At 72.2% G+C, this 20,523-nt stretch carries 18 protein-coding genes; 13 read left to right on the plus strand and 5 right to left on the minus strand.

Annotation, left to right across the window (positions count from 1 at the left end; translation table 11 throughout):
- Positions 1-82 precede the first annotated feature (82 nt).
- Genes ACA514_RS13325 through ACA514_RS13335 form a run of 3 tightly spaced genes read left to right on the plus strand, consistent with a single transcriptional unit; the run spans position 83 to position 3,572 of the window.
- On the plus strand, positions 83-952 hold the full coding sequence (locus tag ACA514_RS13325) for a branched-chain amino acid ABC transporter permease (protein ID WP_344260268.1): 870 nt from the start codon (positions 83-85) through the stop codon (positions 950-952).
- Positions 949-2,802 carry an ATP-binding cassette domain-containing protein gene (locus ACA514_RS13330; protein WP_375041395.1) on the plus strand — a complete coding sequence of 618 codons (1,854 nt, stop codon included), beginning with the start codon at positions 949-951 and terminating at the stop codon, positions 2,800-2,802. The genes ACA514_RS13325 and ACA514_RS13330 overlap by 4 nt, the downstream gene beginning before the upstream one ends.
- On the plus strand, positions 2,799-3,572 hold the full coding sequence (locus ACA514_RS13335; RefSeq protein WP_375041396.1) for an ABC transporter ATP-binding protein: 774 nt from the start codon (positions 2,799-2,801) through the stop codon (positions 3,570-3,572). Before ACA514_RS13330 ends, ACA514_RS13335 begins: the two co-directional genes overlap by 4 nt.
- A 141-nt stretch (positions 3,573-3,713) precedes the next feature.
- On the opposite strand, the gene ACA514_RS13340 is transcribed toward ACA514_RS13335, so the two are convergent.
- A complete protein-coding gene (locus ACA514_RS13340; RefSeq protein WP_375041397.1) occupies positions 3,714-4,700 on the minus strand; it encodes a ThuA domain-containing protein in 987 nt (328 codons plus the stop codon).
- Between the two features lie 288 nt (positions 4,701-4,988).
- On the opposite strand from ACA514_RS13340, the gene ACA514_RS13345 reads away from it, so the two are divergent.
- The 7 genes from ACA514_RS13345 to ACA514_RS13375 all read left to right on the plus strand — a co-directional run bounded on the left by ACA514_RS13345 (position 4,989) and on the right by ACA514_RS13375 (position 12,448).
- The gene (locus ACA514_RS13345; RefSeq protein ID WP_375041398.1) at positions 4,989-7,154 is read left to right on the plus strand and encodes a PQQ-binding-like beta-propeller repeat protein; all 2,166 of its coding nucleotides are present in this window, start codon (positions 4,989-4,991) and stop codon (positions 7,152-7,154) included.
- A gap of 67 nt (positions 7,155-7,221) precedes the next feature.
- Positions 7,222-7,377: a pyrroloquinoline quinone precursor peptide PqqA gene (gene pqqA, locus ACA514_RS13350; RefSeq protein WP_375041399.1), complete on the plus strand. Its 156-nt coding sequence runs from the start codon at positions 7,222-7,224 to the stop codon at positions 7,375-7,377.
- Positions 7,378-7,387: 10 nt separating this feature from the next.
- Positions 7,388-8,290 carry a pyrroloquinoline quinone biosynthesis protein PqqB gene (pqqB, locus tag ACA514_RS13355; protein ID WP_375041400.1) on the plus strand — a complete coding sequence of 301 codons (903 nt, stop codon included), beginning with the start codon at positions 7,388-7,390 and terminating at the stop codon, positions 8,288-8,290.
- Positions 8,287-9,060, plus strand: a complete 774-nt coding sequence (gene pqqC / locus ACA514_RS13360) for a pyrroloquinoline-quinone synthase PqqC (RefSeq protein WP_375041401.1) — start codon at positions 8,287-8,289, stop codon at positions 9,058-9,060. Before pqqB ends, pqqC begins: the two co-directional genes overlap by 4 nt.
- Positions 9,050-9,340 (plus strand): pyrroloquinoline quinone biosynthesis peptide chaperone PqqD, encoded by a 291-nt coding sequence (gene pqqD, locus ACA514_RS13365; protein ID WP_375041402.1) that lies wholly within the window; start codon positions 9,050-9,052, stop codon positions 9,338-9,340. The genes pqqC and pqqD overlap by 11 nt, the downstream gene beginning before the upstream one ends.
- On the plus strand, positions 9,337-10,455 hold the full coding sequence (gene pqqE, locus ACA514_RS13370) for a pyrroloquinoline quinone biosynthesis protein PqqE (protein ID WP_375041403.1): 1,119 nt from the start codon (positions 9,337-9,339) through the stop codon (positions 10,453-10,455). The genes pqqD and pqqE overlap by 4 nt, the downstream gene beginning before the upstream one ends.
- A gap of 52 nt (positions 10,456-10,507) precedes the next feature.
- Positions 10,508-12,448 carry an FAD-dependent oxidoreductase gene (locus ACA514_RS13375; RefSeq protein ID WP_375041404.1) on the plus strand — a complete coding sequence of 647 codons (1,941 nt, stop codon included), beginning with the start codon at positions 10,508-10,510 and terminating at the stop codon, positions 12,446-12,448.
- A gap of 15 nt (positions 12,449-12,463) precedes the next feature.
- Here the strand turns inward: ACA514_RS13375 and ACA514_RS13380 are convergent, their stop codons facing one another.
- From ACA514_RS13380 to ACA514_RS13395, 4 genes are all read right to left on the minus strand, one after another.
- Positions 12,464-13,150 carry a TetR/AcrR family transcriptional regulator gene (locus ACA514_RS13380; protein WP_375041405.1) on the minus strand — a complete coding sequence of 229 codons (687 nt, stop codon included), beginning with the start codon at positions 13,148-13,150 and terminating at the stop codon, positions 12,464-12,466.
- Between the two features lie 104 nt (positions 13,151-13,254).
- Entirely contained in the window at positions 13,255-15,093 is a 1,839-nt protein-coding gene (locus tag ACA514_RS13385; RefSeq protein ID WP_375041406.1) for a bifunctional sugar phosphate isomerase/epimerase/4-hydroxyphenylpyruvate dioxygenase family protein, read from the minus strand.
- Between the two features lie 103 nt (positions 15,094-15,196).
- On the minus strand, positions 15,197-16,327 hold the full coding sequence (locus ACA514_RS13390; protein ID WP_375041407.1) for an ATP-binding protein: 1,131 nt from the start codon (positions 16,325-16,327) through the stop codon (positions 15,197-15,199).
- Entirely contained in the window at positions 16,327-16,989 is a 663-nt protein-coding gene (locus ACA514_RS13395) for a response regulator transcription factor (RefSeq protein ID WP_375041408.1), read from the minus strand. The genes ACA514_RS13390 and ACA514_RS13395 overlap by 1 nt, the downstream gene beginning before the upstream one ends.
- 175 nt (positions 16,990-17,164) lie before the next feature.
- Between ACA514_RS13395 and ACA514_RS13400 the strand changes: the two genes are divergently transcribed.
- Genes ACA514_RS13400 through ACA514_RS13410 form a run of 3 tightly spaced genes read left to right on the plus strand, consistent with a single transcriptional unit; the run spans position 17,165 to position 20,435 of the window.
- Positions 17,165-18,100 carry an ABC transporter ATP-binding protein gene (locus ACA514_RS13400; protein ID WP_375041409.1) on the plus strand — a complete coding sequence of 312 codons (936 nt, stop codon included), beginning with the start codon at positions 17,165-17,167 and terminating at the stop codon, positions 18,098-18,100.
- Positions 18,097-19,662: an ABC transporter permease subunit gene (locus ACA514_RS13405; protein ID WP_375041410.1), complete on the plus strand. Its 1,566-nt coding sequence runs from the start codon at positions 18,097-18,099 to the stop codon at positions 19,660-19,662. The genes ACA514_RS13400 and ACA514_RS13405 overlap by 4 nt, the downstream gene beginning before the upstream one ends.
- Positions 19,659-20,435, plus strand: a complete 777-nt coding sequence (locus ACA514_RS13410; protein WP_375041411.1) for an ABC transporter permease — start codon at positions 19,659-19,661, stop codon at positions 20,433-20,435. The genes ACA514_RS13405 and ACA514_RS13410 overlap by 4 nt, the downstream gene beginning before the upstream one ends.
- Positions 20,436-20,523 lie beyond the last annotated feature (88 nt).

A 20,523-nucleotide genomic window follows, 5' to 3' on the forward strand; every position in this document is an offset into this window, starting at 1 on the left:
GACCGACGGCGGCCGGGCCCGGGCCCGGCCGCCCCGCCCTCGTCCCCGCCGGCTCCGACGCCGGCCGCGCAGAAAGAGAACCATGCAGGTCTTCCTTCAGACACTGATAGGCGGACTGAGCCTCGGCGCGATCTATGCCCTGGTGGCGATGGGGTTCTCCCTCGTCTACCGCACGATGGGGCTGGTCAACTTCGCGCACGCCGACGTGCTCATGATCGGCGCCTACGCCGCGTCCACGTTCTACATGTCGACCAAGCTGCCCTTCGCCCTGGCCATGGTCCTGGCCATCGCGGTGACCGGACTGATCGGGCTGTTCATCGAGCGGGTGCTGCGCCCGCTGGAGAACAAGGACTTCACCCTGATGCTGATCGGCACGATCGGTTTCGGGATGGTGCTGCAGGCGGTGGCCGTCCTGATCTGGGGGGCGACCGGCCGCGCCGTCCGCACCCCGGTCGGCGGTGCCCCGCTGGAGTTCTTCGGGCTCCGCGTCCGCACCTACGACCTGGTGGTGCTGGCCATCGCCGCGGTGGCGGTGTTCATGCTGGTCGCCTTCTTGCAGCGCACCAAGATGGGCGCCGCAATGCAGGCGGTCGCGATGGACCATGAGGCGGCCACCGCGGTCGGCATCCACGTCGGCCGCAGCAACGCGATCGCCTTCGCCATCGGCGCCGGGCTCGCCGCGCTCGCCGGCGGGCTGGTCGGCCCGCTGCTGTACGTGAACCCGACGATGGGCGGCACCATCGGCATCAAGGGGTTCGCGGCCGCGATGCTCGGCGGCTGCGGCAACATCCCCGGCGCCATCGTCGGCGGCTTCGCCATCGGGGTCCTGGACTCCTTCGCCGCCGGCCACTTCCAGGGCTACTCCGAACTGGTGGTGTTCCTGGTCTTCACCGTGGCCATCATGATCCGCCCGACCGGCCTGTTCGGCGAGACGACGGTGAGCCGCGCATGAACGGCCTCCTCAGGCACCGGAACACGCCCAAGGTCGGGACGATCGCGGTGCTCGTCCTCATCGCGTGGCTGCTGCCGTACACGGTCGGCAGCTACGCCATCCACGTCGTCGACATCGCGCTCGTGTTCGCGCTGCTGGCGATCGGCATGGGCCTGGCCATGGGCATCGCGGGGCAGATCAACCTGGCGCAGATCGCCTTCTTCGGGGTGAGCGCCTACGCGACCGCGATCCTCACCACCCACAACGGTTTCGGCTTCTGGCCCGCCGCGGCGCTGGCGCTGCTCGCGTCCGCGCTGATCGGCCTGCTGGTGGGCATCCCGGCGCTGCGGATGCAGTCGCACTACCTCGGCATCGTCACGCTCGGGCTCGCGCTCGGCTTCATCAACTGGACCACCAACGCCAAGATCGCGGGCGGTGCCGAGGGCATCTCGGCGATCCCCGTCCCGCCGATGTTCGGCGTCGACCTGTCCAGCGAGTACCTGTACTACTACCTCGAAGTCGTGGTGTTCGCGCTCGCGCTGGCGTTCGGGCTGTTCGTCGTGCGCACCGGGCTCGGCCGCAGGCTGATGGCGATGCGGGACGACCCGCTCGCCGCCGGCGCGGTCGGCGCGGAGATCCCGCTGCTGCGGATGACGGCGTTCATGCTGTCGAGCGTGTTCGGCGGCCTCGCCGGCGTGCTGTACGCGGGGCTGATCCGCTACATCGCGCCCGAAACGTTCAACATTTCCAACATGTTCCTGCTGCTGGCGATGGTCGTGATCGGCGGCCGGCAGAGCCTCGTCGGCTGCGTCGTCGGCGCGGTCGGCCTGACGCTGATCCGCGAGCAGCTGGTCGACTACCCCACCTACGCGCAGCTCGGCTTCGGCGTCGTCGTGGTCCTCATGGTGGTCTTCGCGCCCACCGGGCTCGCCGGCGTTCCCACCCGGTTGAAGGCCCTGCTGGACCGTCGGCTCGGCAGGACGGCGGAACGGTCCGTCCTGCGGCCCTTCGAACCGTACGAGGCGGACCGTTCCCGGGAAGGCGGCAAGGCGCCGGACGGCGAATCGCGGCCCCTGCTGGAGATCAAGGACATCGCCAAGCAGTTCCGCGGGCTCAGGGCGCTGAAGGACGTGTCGCTCACGGTCGGGTACGGCGAGATCCGCGGGATCGTGGGGCCGAACGGCTCGGGGAAGACCACCTTGTTCAACGTCATCAGCGGCTTCTACCGGCCGTCCGGCGGACGGGTGCTGATGGACGGGGAGGTCGTCTCCGGGTCCCGGCCGTACCGGCTCTCGCGGTACGGCCTGGCCCGCACCTTCCAGAACCTGCGGCTCTTCGGGGAGCTGACCGTCCGGGACAACCTGCTGGTCGCCCTCGACCGGTCCCGCACGTACGCGATCTGGAAGTACGCGCTGTGGCCCGTCGGCGTCTGGCGGCAGGAGCGCCGCCTGCACCGGCGGGCCGACGACCTGCTCCGGCGCTTCGGGCTGACCGAGTTCGCCGCGGCGGCGCCCGGGTCCCTGCCCTACGGCATCCAGCGCCGGATCGAGATCGCCCGCGCGATGGCCGGCGAGCCGCGCCTGCTGCTGCTCGACGAGCCCGCCGCCGGGCTCAACGGCGAGGAGGTGCGCCAGCTCGCCGAGATCGTGCGGTCCATCCGCGACAGCGGCGTCACGGTCGTGCTCATCGAGCACAACATGGGCCTGGTGATGTCGCTGTGCGAGCGGGTGACCGTCCTGGCCAACGGGTCGGTGATCGCCGAGGGCACCCCCGCCGAGGTCGTCGCGGACCACGCGGTGATCGAGGCCTACCTCGGCGACTCCGCCATGGCCGGGATGCCGCTGCCGAACCCCAGCGAGGTGAGCTCTTGAACGCCGACACGACCGCCAGGGACGGCGAGCGGACCGGGGCCGGCACCGGCCCGGCGCCGGCGACGCTGACGGTGGAGGACCTCTCCGTCCACTACGGCGGGGTCTGCGCCGTCAACTCGATCGGGTTCACGGTGAAGCCCGGCCAGTCGGTCGGGATCATCGGGGCGAACGGGGCGGGCAAGACCTCCACGCTCAAGGCGCTGATGGGGCTGGTCCCGCGCAGCGGAGGACGCGTCGCGTTCGGCGACACGGACCTCACGAAGGTCAAGGCGCGCGACATCGTCCGGCACGGGATCGGCTACGTCCCCGAGGGCCGGCACGTCTTCCCCGGCCTCACCGTCGAGAAGAACCTGATGCTCGGCGCCTACGCCCGCCCGTGGCGCGGCGCCGAGACGAAACGGTCGCTGGCCGAGGTGTACGAGCTGTTCCCGGTGCTGGGGGAGATGCGGTCCCGGCTCGCCGGCGCGCTGTCCGGCGGGCAGCAGCAGATGCTGGCCGTGGGCCGGGCGCTGATGGCCCGGCCGCGGCTGATCCTGCTGGACGAGCCGTCCATGGGGCTGTCGCCCAAGCTGGTGGAGGACATCCTCGCCGTGCTGGTGCGGCTGCGCGAGGAGGGCCTCAGCCTGCTGCTGGTCGAGCAGAACGCCAAGCTGACGTTCGAGGCGACCAGCGACTGCGTCGTCATGGAGAACGGCGAGGTCGCGATGGTCGGCACCTCCAGGGAACTCCGCGACGACGTCCAGGTCCGGCGCATCTACCTGGGTCTCTAGGTGGCGGCGCGGTCCGGGTGGCCGCGCCGCGCGCCGTGGGGGCGCGGCCGCCCGGCGCCCGGACGTCCTCCGCCCGCCGGCCGACCGGGGGTCTCCCGGCCGGCCGGCGGGCGGAGGACGCGCGCGCCCGAGGTGCGGGGGTCAGCGGCAGAAGGGCTTCATGCCCATCGCGGACTCGATGCCGTTCACCACCAGGCTCTGGAACTCCTTGGCCCCGGCGAAGCCCGTGCCGTCGTCGGTGAACGCCTTGGCGTCGTGCCCGAGGGTGGTCAGCCAGGCGCGGCCGCCGTCGTAGTACTGGCACCAGGCGACCGGGTGGGACGAGCCGTGCCCCGGGTGGTTCATGTTGCCGGCGACGCCGTCGGCGAGGGTCTTCTCGTCCACGGTGGCGAGGAACCGCACCTCGCTGGGGAACGGGACGAGGTTGTACCACTCGTCGCTGAAGTTCCACCGGCCCGGCAGCCCCGCGGTGGAGACGTCCTTGCGGTCGACGGTCTGGACGGTCCCGGGCTGCGCGCGCCCGTGGTCGTAGAAGTTGGCGCCGCCGAGGAGCCCCTCGTACCAGGGCCAGTTGTACTCGGTGCCGAACGCGTTGTGGATGCCGACGAATCCGCCGCCGCCGCGGATGTACTGCCGCAGCGAGGTCTGGGCCGCGTCGTCGAGGGTGTCGCGGGTGGTGCTCATGAAGACGACGGCGTTGTAGCGGAACAGCGTGGACGGCGAGGCGAGCTGCGACACGTCCTCGGTCCAGTCGACGCCGAACCCGTTGTCCTGCCCCATCTTCACCAGGGCCTTCTGGGCCACGTTGGCGTCGCTGAGCGGCGGGTTCAGGCCCGCTCCGAGCGCCGGGCCGAGGTTGGCGTGCCGGGGGCCGGCGGTGCGGCTGTAGACGAGGACCTTGTAGCCCTTGGCGGGGTCGAAGTTGCCCCAGTCGTGGTAGCAGCGGGCGTTCGTGCCGCGGCAGACGCCGTAGACCGGGTCGCCGAGTTCCTGGGCGCCGCCGCTCTTCGCCTTGGCGAGCGGGCCGGCCGTGGCCGTTCCGCCGGTCAGCGCCGCGGCGGCCAGCACGGCGGCGGTGCCGACGGCGGCCGCGGCGGCGGACAGCAGGGGGGTGGGGGGTCTCCTCATGGGGCGGGTTCCTTTCCGGCGTTCTCGCTCGCTGGTCCATCTAGTGGACTAATCGAACCGTCTAGAGGTTCTAGAACGATCTCATGCGGCACTCCGGTCGGCAATACCCGGGCGATCGCCCGTGGGGTCACTTCTCGCGCGTTCGCTTGTCATGACTGGTGAAATTACCGATGTGCGGAAGCCGTTCGGGCGGCAGGCTATTGCCAGAGCGGCGGAAGCGGCTTACCGTGTCGTCCGTTGATCGGACTTGTTGGTCCGTCTAGTGGACCGCGCGGAATGGGAGAGAGCATGGACCGACGGAACTTCCTCACCGGGGCGGCCGCGGTCGTCGGCGGCACCGTGGCCTTCACGCCGCTGCGCACTCCGGCGGCGAACGCCGACGCCGCCTCGTCCCGCCTCGCCCTGCCCGTCCCGCCGCAGCCGACCGCCTTCGGCGCCACCGGCCGCGACTTCCCGAAGGTCTGCGGAAACCTCGGCAACCAGAACCACTCCACGCTCCGCCGGATCGACCGCGGCAACGTCCGGAGCCTCGGCGGCGCCTGGCACGTCAACCTGGAGGGCGGCAGCACGTCGGGCCGCTCCCAGCAGAGCACGATCGTCGCCCAGGACGGCGTGCTGTACGTGCAGTCCGGCCAGCAGAACGTGTTCGCCGTCGACGGCCGCACCGGCGAGGTCAAGTGGAAGACCAACGTCGGCTCGCAGCAGACCAACATGCGCGGCGTCGGGCTCGGGGAGGGACTGGTCTTCACCACGTCCGGCTCCAACATCGTCTACGCGCTCGACCAGAAGACCGGCGCCGTCGTCTGGCAGCGCGAGCTGCTCGTCGCCGGCGAGGGCGACCCGAACTGCGACCCGCAGGAAGGGCAGTGCGGCGGCAACCGCGGCGGCCTCGCCGGCGCCATCGTCTACTACGACGGCCTCATCTACGTCGGCACCGAGGGCAGCACCGCCGGCGCCCGCGGCCGCGCCTACGCCCTCAACGCCCGCACGGGCGAGGTCGCCTGGACGTTCTGGGGCCCGCCCGGACCCGGCGAGTACGGCAACGACACCTGGGAGGGCGACACCTGGAAGACCGGCGGCGCCGTCTGCTGGATCCACCCGGCGATCGACCCCGAGCTCGGCCTCGTCTACTGGACGTTCGGCAACCCCTATCCCCGCACCAACGGCTCCACCCGCGGCGGGACGAACCTGTTCGCCAACTGCCTGGTCGCCATCGACGCCAAGACCGGGAAGCGGCGCTGGCACTTCCAGTCCGTCCACCATGACATCTGGGACTTCGACAACGTCATGGCGCCGGTGCTGGCCGACGTGCAGATCGGCCACCGCAAGCGCAAGGTCGTGGTGTACGGCAGCAAGGTCGGGATGTTCTACATCCTGGACCGCGAGACCGGCAAGGGCGTGCACGGCATCACCGAGCGGCCCGTCCCGCAGGAGCCGCGGCAGAAGACCTGGCCGACGCAGCCGTTCCCGGGCGGCGAGCCGTTCGTCCACCAGTCGCCGAGCTTCCACGACAGCACCCGGCCCGTCCCCTACTATCCGACCGGCGAGATCTTCACGCCGTTCTGGGACGACGCGACCATCCTGTTCCCCGGCGCCGGCGGCGGCGCGGACTGGTCGTACATGTCGTTCAGCCCGCACACCGGATTCGTCTACGTCGGATACGGGCTCATCAACTCCTCCTACTCCAACACCAACGGCGGACGCGTCAACACCGCGCGCCCGCTCGGCGAGTACTTCTCCGGCGGCATCGTCGCCGTGGACCCGCGCACCAACAAGCCCGTGTGGCGCAAGGAGGGCGAGTGGTCGCTCGCCCACGGCAACGGGATCCTCACCACGGCCGGGCGCGTCATGTTCCAGGGCGGCCCCGACGGGGTGCTGCACGCGATGGACGACGCGACCGGCCGCGACCTGTGGAGCTGGCAGTGCGGCGCCGGCGTGCACACCAGCCCGGTCAGCTACGAGATCGACGGCGAGCAGTACATCGCGGTGTTCGCCGGGGGCAGCGGGCTGCCCTACCCCGACATCCCCAAGGGCGACCACCTGTGGGCGTTCAAGCTGCACGGGAAGGTCGGCCCGGCGGCCGCGCCCACCCCGCCGTCCAAGCGGAACCAGATCCGCACCGCGGCGGTCGCGGGAGCGGACGCGGGCAACACCGTCACCCTCGGCCGGATCTGGAACTCCGCCGCCGGCGCCCCCGGCGAGGCTGAGAACACCGTCGCGCAGAACGCCATGTCCCCGCAGAACATGACGGTGCCGGTGGGGACCGAGGTCACCTTCGTCAACCCGTCCGGCAACGAGCACTCGCACGGCGCCGCGTCGTTCTTCGAGCACGTGTTCAACTCCGGGCGGCTCAAGCCCGGCGAGACCTACAAGCACACCTTCACCAAGCGCGGCGAGTACTTCTACAACGACCCGGTCTTCCCGCAGAGCACCGGAAAGATCGTCGTCCAGTGACTCCCGGGGCCGGTGAGCCCCGGGCCCCTGCCGGCTCTCACGGCAGACCCCCACGGAAGGAGCAGAGATGACCCTGCACATCCCCGACGCCGAGACGGCGCACAGCGACGTCCACGACGCCCAGGACGCGGCCGTCCAGCGGACCGCCTCCTGGTCCACGCCCGACTACCAGGTGGTGGAGACCTCGCTCGAGGTCACCGCCTACTTCGGCGTCGAGATCTGATCCCACGCCGATGAGGGTGCGGATACTCGGCACCGCCGCGGGCGGCGGCGTTCCCCAGTGGAACTGCGCATGCGAGGGATGCGCCGCCGCCCGCGCGCACCCGTCCTGGCGCCGCCTGCACGCCTCGATAGCGATCGAGGCGTCCGGCGGACGCTGGTACGTGGTGAACGCGACACCGGACATCGCCGAGCAGATCGAGACGAGCACGGACCTGCGGCCGGGCCCGGGCCGGCGGCAGACCCCGGTGGCCGGGGTCGTCCTGACCGACGCCGAGCTCGACCACACGCTCGGCCTGCCGCGGCTGCGGGAGGCGCCGAGCCTGCACGTCATCGCCACCGCCGCCGTCCGCGACGCGCTGGCGGGCGGACTGCGGCTCGATCGTGTCTTGGCGCCGTACGCCGGGCTGACCTGGTCGGATCTCCCTGAGGACAAGCCCGTTGCCCTCGACGGCGGCGAGGACGTGGAGATCCGGGCCGTCAGAGTCTCGGGCAAGCGTCCCCGCTACGCGGTCGACCTCGACGTCCGCGATGGTGCCTGGTCGGCGGCGCTGCACGTCACCGACCGGCGCAGCGGCAAGAGCCTCGTGTACGCGCCGGCGGTCGCCGACTGGCCGCCGGGGCTGGACCGTGCGCTCGCCGCGGCGGACTGCGTCATCGTCGACGGGACGTTCTGGGACGACGACGAACCACGCCGTTCCGGGTTCACCGAGCGGACCGCCACCGAAATGGGACACCTGCCGATCAGCGGCCCGAACGGCACCGCGGAACGGCTCCGCGCGCTCCCCGCGACGCGGCGCCTCTACACCCACCTCAACAACACCAACCCCCTCGTCGACCCCGGCCACGACGGCCACCGCACCCTCGCCGGGATGGGGATCGAGGTCGCCTCGGAAGGCCTGGTGATCGAACTGTGAGCACGGCATCGGCGCGCGCCCCGCGCCGCACCGCCCGCCCCCTGCCCTGGACGCCCGGCGAGCTGGAGCACCGGCTGCGCGAGATCGCCGCCGAGCGCTACCACCACCGGCACCCGTTCAACCTGCGCATGCACGACGGCCTGCTCACGCCGGAGGAGCTGCGCTGCTGGGTGCTGAACCGCTTCCACTACCAGCGGCACATCCCGATCAAGGACGCCCTCATCCTCGCCAAACTCGACGACCGCGAACTGCGGCGCAGCTGGATCCGGCGCATCCACGACCACGACGGCCGCGACGGCGACGGGGACGGTCCGGGCGACGCCGGCGGGATCGAGCGGTGGCTGCGCCTCGGCGAAGCCGCCGGGCTGGACCGCGTGCTGCTGCTGTCGGGAGAGGGCGTCCTGCCCGGCGTCCGCCTCGCCGTGGAGGGCTACGTGAACTTCTGCCGCCTCGGCACCCCGCTGGAAGCGATCGCCTCGTCCCTGACCGAGCTGTTCGCCCCCGACCTGATGGTCACCAGGATCGGGGCCTGGGAACGCCACTACCCCTGGATCGAGCCGGAAGGGCTGCGCTACTTCCAGGTCCGCGTGCAGCAGGGCCGCCGCGACGCGGACGAGGCGCTCGCGCTGGTGCACCGGTGGGCGGAGACGCGCGCCGACCAGGAACGCGTGCTGGCCGCCTTCACCTACAAATGCGATGTGCTCTGGTCCCTGCTGGACGCCGTCGAGCACGCGATCGCCCTGAACTCCGGAGCCGCGGATGCGTACTGAGCATGTTCCGGCGACGTCGCCGACCGACCAGCCGCGGCCCGCACTCGTCCCCGCGGTCATGCTCCGCTATGACCGGGTCCGCCGCGCGGAGCTGCTGCTGATGCCCGAGCGCGCCGTCCTGCTCAGCCCGGAGGCGGGCCGCATCCTGCGCCTGTGCGACGGTCGCCGCACCATCGCGGACATCGTCGCCGCTCTCGCCGCCGACCATCCGGACGCCCCGCTGGAACGGGACGTCCCCGACTTCATCGCCAGGATCCGTGCGGAGGGGTGGCTGCGATGACCGGGACCGCCGCGCCGTGGGCGCTGCTCGCCGAGCTGACCCACGCGTGCCCCCTGCACTGCCCGTACTGCTCGAACCCCCTCGAACTGGTCCGCCGGAGCACCGAACTGGCGGCGGACGAGTGGGCGCGGGTCTTCACCGAGGCCGCCGACCTCGGCATCGTCCAGGCGCACATCTCCGGTGGCGAGCCGCTTCTGCGTCCCGACCTGGAAGAGATCGTCGCGGCGGCGCACCGTGCCGGTATCTACACCCAGCTCGTCACCAGCGGCCTCGGCCTCACCGCCGACCGGCTGGACGCGCTGGCCGGCGCCGGACTCAACAGCGTGCAGCTCTCGGTGCAGGACTCCGACCGGGAGAACTCCGACCTCATCGCCGGACGCACGTCATTTGCGGCGAAGGAAAAGGCCGCGGCAGTCATTCGCGCCGCCGAGCTGCCCTTCGGGCTCAACGTCGTCCTGCACCGGCACAACCTCGACCATCTGCCGCAGATCATCGAACTGGGCGAACGCTGGGGAGCCGACCGCATCGAACTGGCCAACGCCCAGTTCTACGGCTGGGCTCTCCGCAACCGGGAGACCCTGCTCCCCACCCGGGAGCAACTCGACCGGGCCAAGCAGACGGTGGCCGATAATCGAGCGAAGCCGGACGGTCCGGAACTCGTCTGGGTCCTTCCCGACTACTACGAGGGCGTCCCGAAACCGTGCATGGGCGGCTGGGGTGCCCGTTCCATCACCGTGGCGCCCGACGGCACCGCGCTTCCGTGCCCCGCCGCGTACGCGATGACCGACCTGCGGCCGCCCAATGTGCGCGACCATTCACTGGCGTGGATCTGGCAGCGGTCCGAAGCGTTCAACGCCTATCGCGGGACCGCATGGATGAGCGGGCCGTGCGGTGAATGCCCGCGACGCGAGACCGACTTCGGCGGATGCCGGTGCCAGGCGTTCGCGCTGACCGGCGACGCCTCCCGCACGGACCCGGCCTGCGCCCTGTCTCCCGACCACCATCTGGTCCGCGACCGTGCCGTCCATGCCGGGAGCGACGCGGGGACGGCGCCGGACTTCGTCTACCGCAGGCCCGGCGGCGCCCGCCTCGCCCAAGCGGCTCAGGAGGGCTGATGCGCGCCGGAGTTCTCAACGGGTTCACCGGAGCCGGGAACAGGCCGGCGCCGTGAACCATCCGGCACTGTTCGAGCCTTTGACCATCGGCCCGATCGAGCTCGGGAACCGGATCGTCTGCGCTCCGATGGAGCGCAACTACTGCACGGCCGACGGCGAATTGACGGACGCCTATCTCCGCTATCTGGAGGCGCGCGCCGAAGGCGGCGCGGCGCTGATCTTCAGCGAGGCCGCCTATGTGCGCGCCGACGGCAAAGGGCGCCCGCGTCAGATGGGAGTGGCGGAGGCACGCCACATTCCCGGGCTCGCGGCCATGGCGGAGGCGGCGCACCGCCATGGCGCGAAGTCGGGCGTCGAACTGAACCACGGCGGCCGCACGGTGCAGCGCCGGGTCAGCGGACTGCCTCCCGTCGCGCCGTCCCCGGTTCCGTGCGCACCCGCAGGCGGCGACATGCCGCGCGCTCTGGGGCGTGTGGAGATCCACGATCTCGTCGAGGCCTACGGGGCGGCCGCGAGGCGCTGCTGTGACGCCGGCGTCGACGTCCTGTCGGTCCACGCCGCGCACGGCTACCTGGTGCACCAGTTCCTCTCCCCGCTGACCAACCTCCGATCGGACGAGTTCGGCGAGCCGGCCCGCTTCCTCGCGCTCGTCATGGAGGCCGTCCGGGACGCCGCGCCGGGCCTCGCCGTCGGCATTCGGATCTCCGCCTTCGAAGGCGTGCCCGGAGGGCTCGACGCGGCACGGACCTTCGAGCTGATCGGTTCCCTTCCCGCCGGTGCCCTCGATTTCATCGACGTCTCGGCCGGCAACTACGAGGCCCCGCAATGGATGGTGCAACCGGGGGAGTGGCACCCGGGCCTGCTGGCCGAGCACGCCGCGCCTTACCGGCGACCGGGCCTGCCCGTCGGTGTCGCCGGAAGGATCACCCTTCCCGATGTCGCGCACGACATCGTGGCCGGCGGCAAGGCCGACTTCGTCAGCATGGCCCGCGCGCTGCACGCCGATCCGCAATGGCCGCGTCGCGTCCTCGACGGCGCCTCGTTCCGTCCCTGCATCGCCTGCAACCTGTGCATCGACAGTCTCCACGGCGGCGCGCCCGTCCCCTGCACGGTGAATCCGGACGCCGGCCTGCCCATCGGCGAGCCGTCCCGGCGGACACCGCGGCTCCGGGCACGTGCGGGAAGGGTGGTCGTCATCGGGGGAGGGCCCGCGGGAATGGAGGCGGCCCGCGTCGCCGCCGAGCACGGGCAGAAAGTCCACCTGATCGAACGTGAAGAAGAGCTGGGCGGTCAGTTCCTGCTGGCCGCCGGACTCGGCTGCAATCCCGAATACCGCCGCATCATCGACTGGTACGCGGAAGAACTCGACCGCCTGGACGTCATCTTGAGCACCGGCGTCGAGGGCGAGGCGGACCTGGTCGCCGGGCTCCGCCCCGACGCCGTCGTCATCGCCACCGGGGGAGGGGCGCGCGTCCCGGAGGTCGAGGGAGCCGATCGTCCGCACGTCATCGACATCAGGGAGTGGTTGCGCCGCCCTGGCGCGCTGCCGGAGCGATGCACGGTCTGGGGCGCCGATCAGGCCGCGATGGCCGTCGCCGACCACATCGCCGCCCAGGGCGGCGATGTGCAGGTCATCACCGACCGGCAGGCGCTGGCCCCCGAGGTCGGGCCGCGAGCGAGGATGCTCGCCGAGACCCGGCTGACGGAGAACCCGAAGGTGCGCGTTCTGCTCCGGCACCGCGTCCGTCGTATTGAAGCGGACCACATGGTGGTGGACGGTCCGGCCGGCCGTATATCCGTCCCGGCTCTCGGGCCTGTCCTCGTTTCACACGGCGTGATACCGGCCAAGACGCCGCCAGCGTCGCTGGCCGATGCGATCGGAGAACGGTTCTGCGTCGTGGGCGAAGCCGCGAGCGGGGAGACTTCCATGCGCGCCGCCATACGGGACGCCAGAACGGCGGCGGAAGCATTCTTCGGCGACGCGGGCCGGTAACCCGCCGGCCTCAGGTCATGCAGAGCGATCGGCGCCGGGTGTCCGGCGCCCGGCGCCGGTGAGGTACGCGACGACCATTTCCCCGATCATCTCCCGGTGGCGCTCCCGGTGCTCCGGAGCGGTCATGTCCCGGCCGAACAGCGTGCCGAACGTGTGCTGGTTGGCGATCCGGAAGAAGCAGAACGAGCTGATCATCATGTGGACGTCGATGGCGTCCGCCTCGGCGACGAAGTCGCCGGCGGCGCGCCCGGCGTCGAGGATCTGCGAGATCAGCTCCGCCACCGGGCCGCTGAGGTTCGGCAGGGCCTCCGACTTGCGCAGATGCTCGGCCTGGTGGATGTTCTCGATGCTGACGAGCTTGATGAAGTCCGGATGCGCCTCGTGGTGGTCGAACGTCAGCTCGGCCAGCGTCCGGATCGCCTCCACCGGCGCCAGGTGCTGGACGTCGATGGTCGCCTCCAGCTTCCGCACCTCGCCGTAGGCCTTCTCCAGCACCGCGATGTACAGCTTCTCCTTGCCGCCGAAGTAGTAGTAGATCATCCGCTTGGTGGTGCGCATGAGCGCCGCCATCTCGTCCACCCGGGCGCCGGCGTACCCGTGCCGCGCGAACTCCCGCTGCGCGACCTCGAGGATCTCCGCGCGGGTGCGGTCGGCGTCACGCTGGCGCTCGCCCGAGGCGGGGGTGACGGACTGCGACGACATGTGACTCCATGAGGCGGTTGCGGACGAGGACACATCCTATGGCGATCCGGACCCGGCCTCCGCTCGCTGACCACGAGTGGTCCCGGACGGCCCCGGCCCCCGGCTCAACCCGGGCCGCGGCGCGGCCGGGCGTGCTGGGCCGCCAGCCTCACCGGCGCGTTGACGGCACCGTAGCCGCGGTATCCGCCGATGCGCTGGACGATCTCGAAGAACACGCGCCCGGTCGTCTCGGTATAGAAATGCAGGAACTCGCCCTGCCCGTCCCGGTCGTAAAGGAGATTCAGCTCGCGGAGAAGCCGGTGCCTTTCCGTGCCGAGGTCGTAGCGGGCTTCGAGGTCGTCATAGTAGTTCGCCGGAATGGGGAGCATCTCGGTCCCCGACGCCCGGAACCGTCGCGCGGTCGCCACGATGTCCCGGCTGGCGAAGGCGACGTGCTGCCAGGCCAGGTCGTGCGAACCGTCGTGCGCGCCGACGTAGGCGACATTGAGCGCCACGCGCACCGCACCGTCCTCGGTGGACACCGCCCTGCTCCGCATGAGGCCGTACGGGTCGGGCAATTCGAGGCTCTCATGAGGGCGAAGCCCGAGAACGCTCCGGTAGAACAGCGACGCCTCGTCGAAGTGATGCCACGGCTGGGTGAGCGCCACGTGGTCGATATGCGTGATCTCGCCGGCGGCGGTGCCGGCGCTCCGCCGGTTCTCGGAGAAATCGTCGGTCCAGCTCGGATGGTCGGGACGGGCCGTCCGGCAGAAGAACACCTCGGTCCCGTCCGGCGCGGCGACGGCGTCCAGCGGAGCGTCATGGGGTCCTCGCATGCGCGGCAGGACCGGGGACAGCAGCGCCTCGGCGCGCTTGACCGACGCGGCCGGGTCCGGCGATTCCAGCCCGATCGCACCGAGCGCGGGACCGTCCGGGCTCTCCGCGCTCCCGCTGTTCACCAGCACGCGGGCCGTCCCCTGCTCCCAGAGTTCCACCGGCTTGCCGGCGTGGGTGCCCGCGCGGACGAACCCCAGAGCATCCAGCAGGTCGCCGAGTTCGCCCGTGTGCGGCGCGGCCAACTCGGCGAATGCGAACCCGCTCGGCACGACCGGCGGAGGTGGCGAAACCAGCCCGGTCACCGAATCGCCCGCGCGCATTCCCACCTGCTCTTCGAGCGCGATGAGCGAGCGCATGGCGTCCTGCGCCGTTCGCATGGAGGCCGCCTGCCGGAAGATGTCGTTGAACACCTCCAGCGACAAGGGGCCGTCGTATCCCGTCCGCAGAACATGCGCGACGAGCCCCGCCACATCCAGGTCACCCTGGCCGGGGAAACACCGGTAATGGCGGCTCCAATGCAGCACGTCCATCGGCAGCGCGGGAGCGTCGGCGAGCTGGAGAAAGAAAATCTTGTCGCCGGGGATCGTGCGTATGGCGTAGGGGTCGACGTCGCGCGCCAGGATATGGAAGCTGTCCAGGCACAGCCCCAGATTGGGGTGATCCGCCATCCGGACGATTTTCCAGGCGTGGAAATAGTCGCTGACGTGCCGTCCCCAGGCCAGCGCTTCGTAGGCGATCCTGATCCCGTGTTCCGCGGCGCGTTCCGCGAGAAGCCGGAGTTGCCCTGCGGCGAGCGCGTCGTCGTCGATCGCGGCCGGGGACACGCTCGAGCACACCAGCATCCGCGTGACGCCGAGCCGCTCCATCACCGCGAACTTGTGCTCCGCCCGCCGCAGCCCGGCCGCCAGCACGTCCGGCGGCACCGCCTCGAAGTCGCGGAACGGCTGGTACAGCTCGACGGCGAGCCCGAGGTCGGCCGCGCGACGCCGCACGTCCTCGGGGCTCAGGCCGCTCACGAGCAGGTCGTTCTCGAAGATCTCCACCCCGTCGAAGCCGGCGCCGCCGATCGCGGTCAGCTTGTCCGCCAGTGAGCCGCTGAGCGACACGGTCGCGATTGACCTGCGCATACCGCGATGAGCCCCCTCATAGTGGACGAACTAGTACGTTAGCCTACATCGCCACTGTGACCCACGACACCGCGCCCGCCGGGCCGCCGGCGCGAGAGCCGGATCAGGTGTCGCGGGACCGGGGGAAGGACACCGTGATGTCCAGGCCGCCTTCCGGGCGGGCCCGAGGGGTGAGCGCGGCGCCGTGAGCGCGGGCGATCGCGCGGACGATGGCCAGGCCGAGCCCGTGCCCGCCGTCATGGCGGATCCGCTGGGCGCCGAGTCGCTGGAAGGGCTGGAAGAGGCGGTCGACCTCGTCGGGCGGGACGAGCGGCCCGGTGTTGCCGACCGTGACGACGGCCTGCCCGCCGGACGCGGTCGTGGCGATCTCCACCCGGCCTCCGTCCACGTTGTGGCGGACGGCGTTGCCGACCAGGTTCGCCATCAGGCTCTCGGCCAGGGCCGGGTCGCCGGCGGCCGGCGCCGCAGTGAGGGTCGCGTCGATATGGACGTCCCGCCGGTCGGCTTCGTGGCGGTGGTCCGCGATGACCTTCCGGGCGATGGCGGCGAGATCGAAGGGCTCCCACCGCTCGATGCCGCGCTCGCCGCCGGCCAGGGTGAGCAGCGATGCGATGAGGCGTTCCTGCTGGTCGCCCCACTTGAGCGCCTTCTCGCAGGCCGACCGCAGCGACTGCGCGGTGGCGTCCGGCTCGGCGAGCGCGACCTGGAGCACGGTCCGCCCCGCGGTGAGCGGGGTCCGCAGTTCGTGGGAGGCGTTGGCCACGAAGTTCCGCTGCGCCTGGAAGGCCGCCTCCAGCCGTCCGAACAGGCCGTCGAGCGTCTCGCCGAGCTGGCGGAACTCGTCGCCGGGGCCGTCGAGGGCCAGCCGCTGGTGCAGGTTCCGCGCGGAGATGTCCTGGGCGGTCCTGGTGATCGTGCGCAGCGGCCGCAGGACCCGTCCGGCGATCAGCCGCCCGACCGCGACGGCGAGGACGACCAGGACCGCGACCATCGCCACGCCCGCGACGTTCTGGCTCGCGTCGTGGGCGACGGTGCCGATGGCGGACGAGTCGGCCGACCGGCCGCAGGGGGGTGGACGGTGCGGGACGGGCGGGGCGGCCGTGCACTCGCTCCCCACGAGGAAGTTCGGCTTGAAGATGACCGCGAGGGCGGCGAGGGCGGCGGCCGAGGTGCAGAACACGGCGGCGTAGAGCAGGGTGAGCTGGGTCCGCAGCGTCCGCTGGGGCAGGCGCATCACGGCTCTCCGATCTGGTATCCGCCCTCCCGGACGGTGCGGATGACGGGCGGGTCCCCGAGCTTGGCCCGCAGCCGGCGCATGGTCTGCTTGACCGCGGTGGTGAAGGGGTCGGCGGCCTCGTCCCAGACGCGCTCGAGCAGTTCCTCGGCGGACACGACCCGGCCGGCGGCACCGAGCAGGCACTCCAGCAGCGCGAACTCCTTCGGGCTGAGCTCCAGGCGCCGCCCGGCGCGGAACGCGATCCGGCGGCCGGGGTCGCAGGTCACGCCACCGCGTTCGAGCACCGGGGGCAGCGAGGTCGCGGGGCGGCGGCCGAGGGCCCGGATGCGCGCGACGAGCTCGGCGAAGTCGAAGGGCTTGGGCAGGTAGTCGTCGGCGCCCAGGCCGAGGCCCTCCACCCGGTCCCTGACCGTGCCGGCCGCGGTCAGCATCAGCACCCGGCTCCCGGACCGGTCGGCGGCCTGCCGCCGGCAGACCTCGTCGCCGTGCACCCCGGGCAGGTCCCGGTCCAGCACCACGACGTCGTAGCGGGTGCACGCGAGGCGGTCGAGCGCGGCGTTCCCGTCGAAGGCGACGTCGACCGCCATGCCCTCACGGCGCAGCCCGGCCGCGATCGCCGTGGCGAGGTCCTCGACGTCTTCGGCCACCAGCACTCTCATGATCGTCCGTGATCCTTCCGCGGCGCCGCCCGGCCCAGCGCGAGGGTATGCCGCCCGGCTCCGACGATGCCAGGCCACGGGTATCAGCCGGGTTTCAGCCGCCGGCACCGGGCCGATACCGGCGGCGGCGTAGAACCGCTTCCGACGGAACGTTCACGAGCCGGAAGGCGGCCGGATGAGCCAGGGGACGATCGAAGTCAGCGGCCTGCGCAAGCGGTTCGGGCCGACGACGGCGCTGGACGGCATGACGTTCACCGTCCGGCCGGGCCGGGTCACCGGATTCGTCGGCCCCAACGGCGCCGGGAAGTCCACCACGATGCGGGTGATCGTGGGCCTGGACGCGCCCGACGCGGGCACCGCGCTGATCGCCGGGCGGCCCTACCGGAGCCTGCGCCGCCCGTTGACCGTGGTCGGGTCGCTGCTGGACGCCGCCGCCGTCCAGCCGAGCCGCAGCGCCCGCGACCACCTGCTGTGGCTGGCCCGCTCGCAGGGGCTGGCCGCCGGCCGGGTCGACGAGGTGATCGGGAGGGTCGGCCTGGAACGGGTGGCCCGGCGCAGGGCGGGCGGGTTCTCCCTCGGCATGCGGCAGCGGCTGGGGATCGCCGCGGCGCTGCTCGGCGACCCGCCGGTGCTGCTGCTGGACGAACCGTTCAACGGCATGGACCCGGAAGGGATCGTCTGGATGCGCGGGCTCCTGCAGGCGCTGGCCGCCCAGGGACGCGCGGTGCTGGTGTCCAGCCACCTGATGGGCGAGCTGGAGGACACCGCCGACCACCTGGTGATCGTCGGCCGGGGCAAGGTGATCGCCGACCTCGGCGTGGCCGACCTGATCGCGACGGTGTCCGCCGGGCGGGTGGCCGTGCGGACCACCGCCCCGCCGCGGGCGACGGCCGTGCTGGCGGACGCGGGCGCCGCCGTCGCGGCCACCGGCCGGGACACCCTGACCGTCTCCGGGCTGCCGGCCGAGCGGGTCGTCGCGCTGCTCGGGGCCGGCGCGGTGCCGTTCTCGGAGGTGTCGGCGCACCGCGCGACGCTGGAGGAGGCCTACCTGGGGCTGACCCGGGACGCGGTCGAGTACCGCGCCGAGCCGGCCGCGGAGGGCACGCGATGACCGCGCCCACGATGACGCCGGGCAAGCCGAGGGCGCGGGCCCACCGCGCGGGGTTCGGCGCGCTGCTGCGGGCCGAGTGGACCAAGTTCCGCACCGTCCGGGGCTGGACGGTCGGCATGGTCATCGCGGTGCTGGTCACCGCGGGGATCGCGTTGCTCGACCACAGCTCGTGCGGCGGCGTGACCGCCCCGGGCGATGCGGCCGCCGCCGGTGCGGGCTGCTCCGCCCCGGTGGGGCCGGACGGCGAGGCCGTGACCGACGACTTCTTCTTCGTGCACCGGCCGCTGGACGGCGACGGCGGCATCACCGTCCGCCTGGCCTCGCTCACCGCCGGGCCGGGCCCGGCCGGTCTGCGGCCGTGGGCGAAGGCCGGGCTCATCGTCAAGGCGGGCACCCGCCCGGGATCGGCGTACGCGGCCCTGATCGTCACCCCCGGCCACGGCGTGCGGATGCAGGACGACTTCACCGGCGACATCAAGGTCTCGCCCGGCACTGTCTCGGCGGCGTCCCCGCGGTGGCTCCGGCTTTCCCGCTCCGGTGACACGCTCACCGGCTACCAGTCCGCCGACGGAACCCACTGGAGCGCAGCGGGAACCGTCCATCTGCACGGGCTGCCGGCGACCGTGCAGGCCGGAATGCTCGCCGCCTCCCCGGCGTCCGCGCAGTCCGGGTCCGCGCAGTCCCTCGGCGGATCGGGAGGAGGCGGCGCCCGCACCCTGGCCACCGCCCGCTTCGACCACATCGACCTGCGCGGCTCGTGGCGGGGCGGCGCCTGGACCGGGGCGAACGTGGGAGGCGGGTCCGGTGACGGCGCGTCGCCGGGCGCCGGGTTCCATCAGGCCGCCGGCACCGTCACCGTGACCGGGTCGGGGGACGTGGCGCCCTACGTGCCCGTGGTGGACGGGGGCGGCGTCGCCGTCGAACGGACCCTGCTGGGGGCGTTCGGCGGGCTGGTCGCGGTGATCGTCGTGGCGACGCTCTTCATGACCGCCGAGTACCGCCGGGGCCTGATCGCCGTCACCTTCGCCGCCGTCCCCGGACGCGGCCGGGTCCTGGCCGCGAAGGCCGTCGTGATCGGCTCGGTGACCTTCGCCGCCGGGCTCGCCGGGAGCGTCGCCGCCGTCCTGCTCGGCGAGCGGTTGCTGCGCTCCAACGGCGCTTTCGTCCTGCCGGTCGGCACGCTCACCGAGATCCGCGCGGTCGCCGGGACCGCGGCGCTCCTGGCCGTCGCCGCCGTCCTCGCGCTCGCCGTGGGCACGATCGTGCGGCACGGCGCCGCCGCGGTCACCGCCGTCGTCACCGCGATCGTCCTGCCGTACTTCTTCGCGTCCCCGCTGTCGGTGCTGCCCGCCGGGGTCTCGGACTGGCTGCTGCGGGTCACTCCGGCCGCCGCCTTCGCCGTCCAGCAGACCACCCCGCGCTACCGGCAGGTGGACGCCCCCTACACGCCGGGCAACGGCTACTTCCCGCTGCCGCCGTGGGCGGGCTTCGCCGTGCTGTGCGGCTACACCGTGCTCGCCCTGGTGCTGGCCGCCGTCCTGCTGCGCAGGAGGGACGCATGAGCCGCGCCCTGCGCGCGGAGTGGACGAAGCTGCGCACGGTGCCCAGCACGAACTGGCTGCTGCTCGCCGTCGTCACCGCGACCGTGGCGCTGGGCCTCGTGGCGGACGCGGCGGCCCGGTGCCCGTCCGCGGGCTGCCACCTGGATCCCGCGCGGACCGGCCTGACCGGGATCTACCTCGGCCAGGCGATCGTCGTCGTCCTCGCCGTGCCGGCCGTCAGCGGCGAGTACGGCAACGGCATGATCCACGTCACCTTCACCGCGATGCCCGGCCGGACCGTGGTCCTGGCCGCGAAGGCGGTCACCGTCACCGGCGCGACGCTGTCGGCGGGCGTCCCCGCCGTCCTGGGGTCCCTGCTCGCCGGACGGCTCGTCCTGCCCGGCCACGGCTTCACCGCCGCGCACGGCCTCCCGCCGTTGTCGCCGACCGACGGACCGGTGCTGCGCGCCGCCGTGGGATCGGTTCTCTACCTGGGGCTGATCGCCCTGCTCAGCGTGGGCGTCGCCGCCGCCGTGCGGGACGCCGCCACGGCCATCGGGACCGTCCTCGGCCTGCTCTACCTCCTGCCGATCCTCACCACCGTGCTCGGCGGCTCCGGCCTGGCACGGCACTTCCGGCAACTGTCGCCGATGACGGCCGGGCTCGCCGTCCAGGCCACCACCGACCTGCGCGGTATGCCCATCGCCCCGTGGGCGGGCCTCGGCGTCCTCGCCGGCTGGGCCGCCGCGGCGCTCCTCGCCGGCGGGCTGCTGCTCCACTTGCGCGACGCCTGACCTCCACCCTCGTCCTGTCGGGAACACCACCTTGACCGGCGGGGGGACGAGGCGCACAATCCTAACCATGTCGGTAGGAAATATAGAA

The organism is Actinomadura sp. NTSP31 (assembly GCF_041951385.1).
GTDB lineage: Bacteria > Actinomycetota > Actinomycetes > Streptosporangiales > Streptosporangiaceae > Spirillospora > Spirillospora napierensis.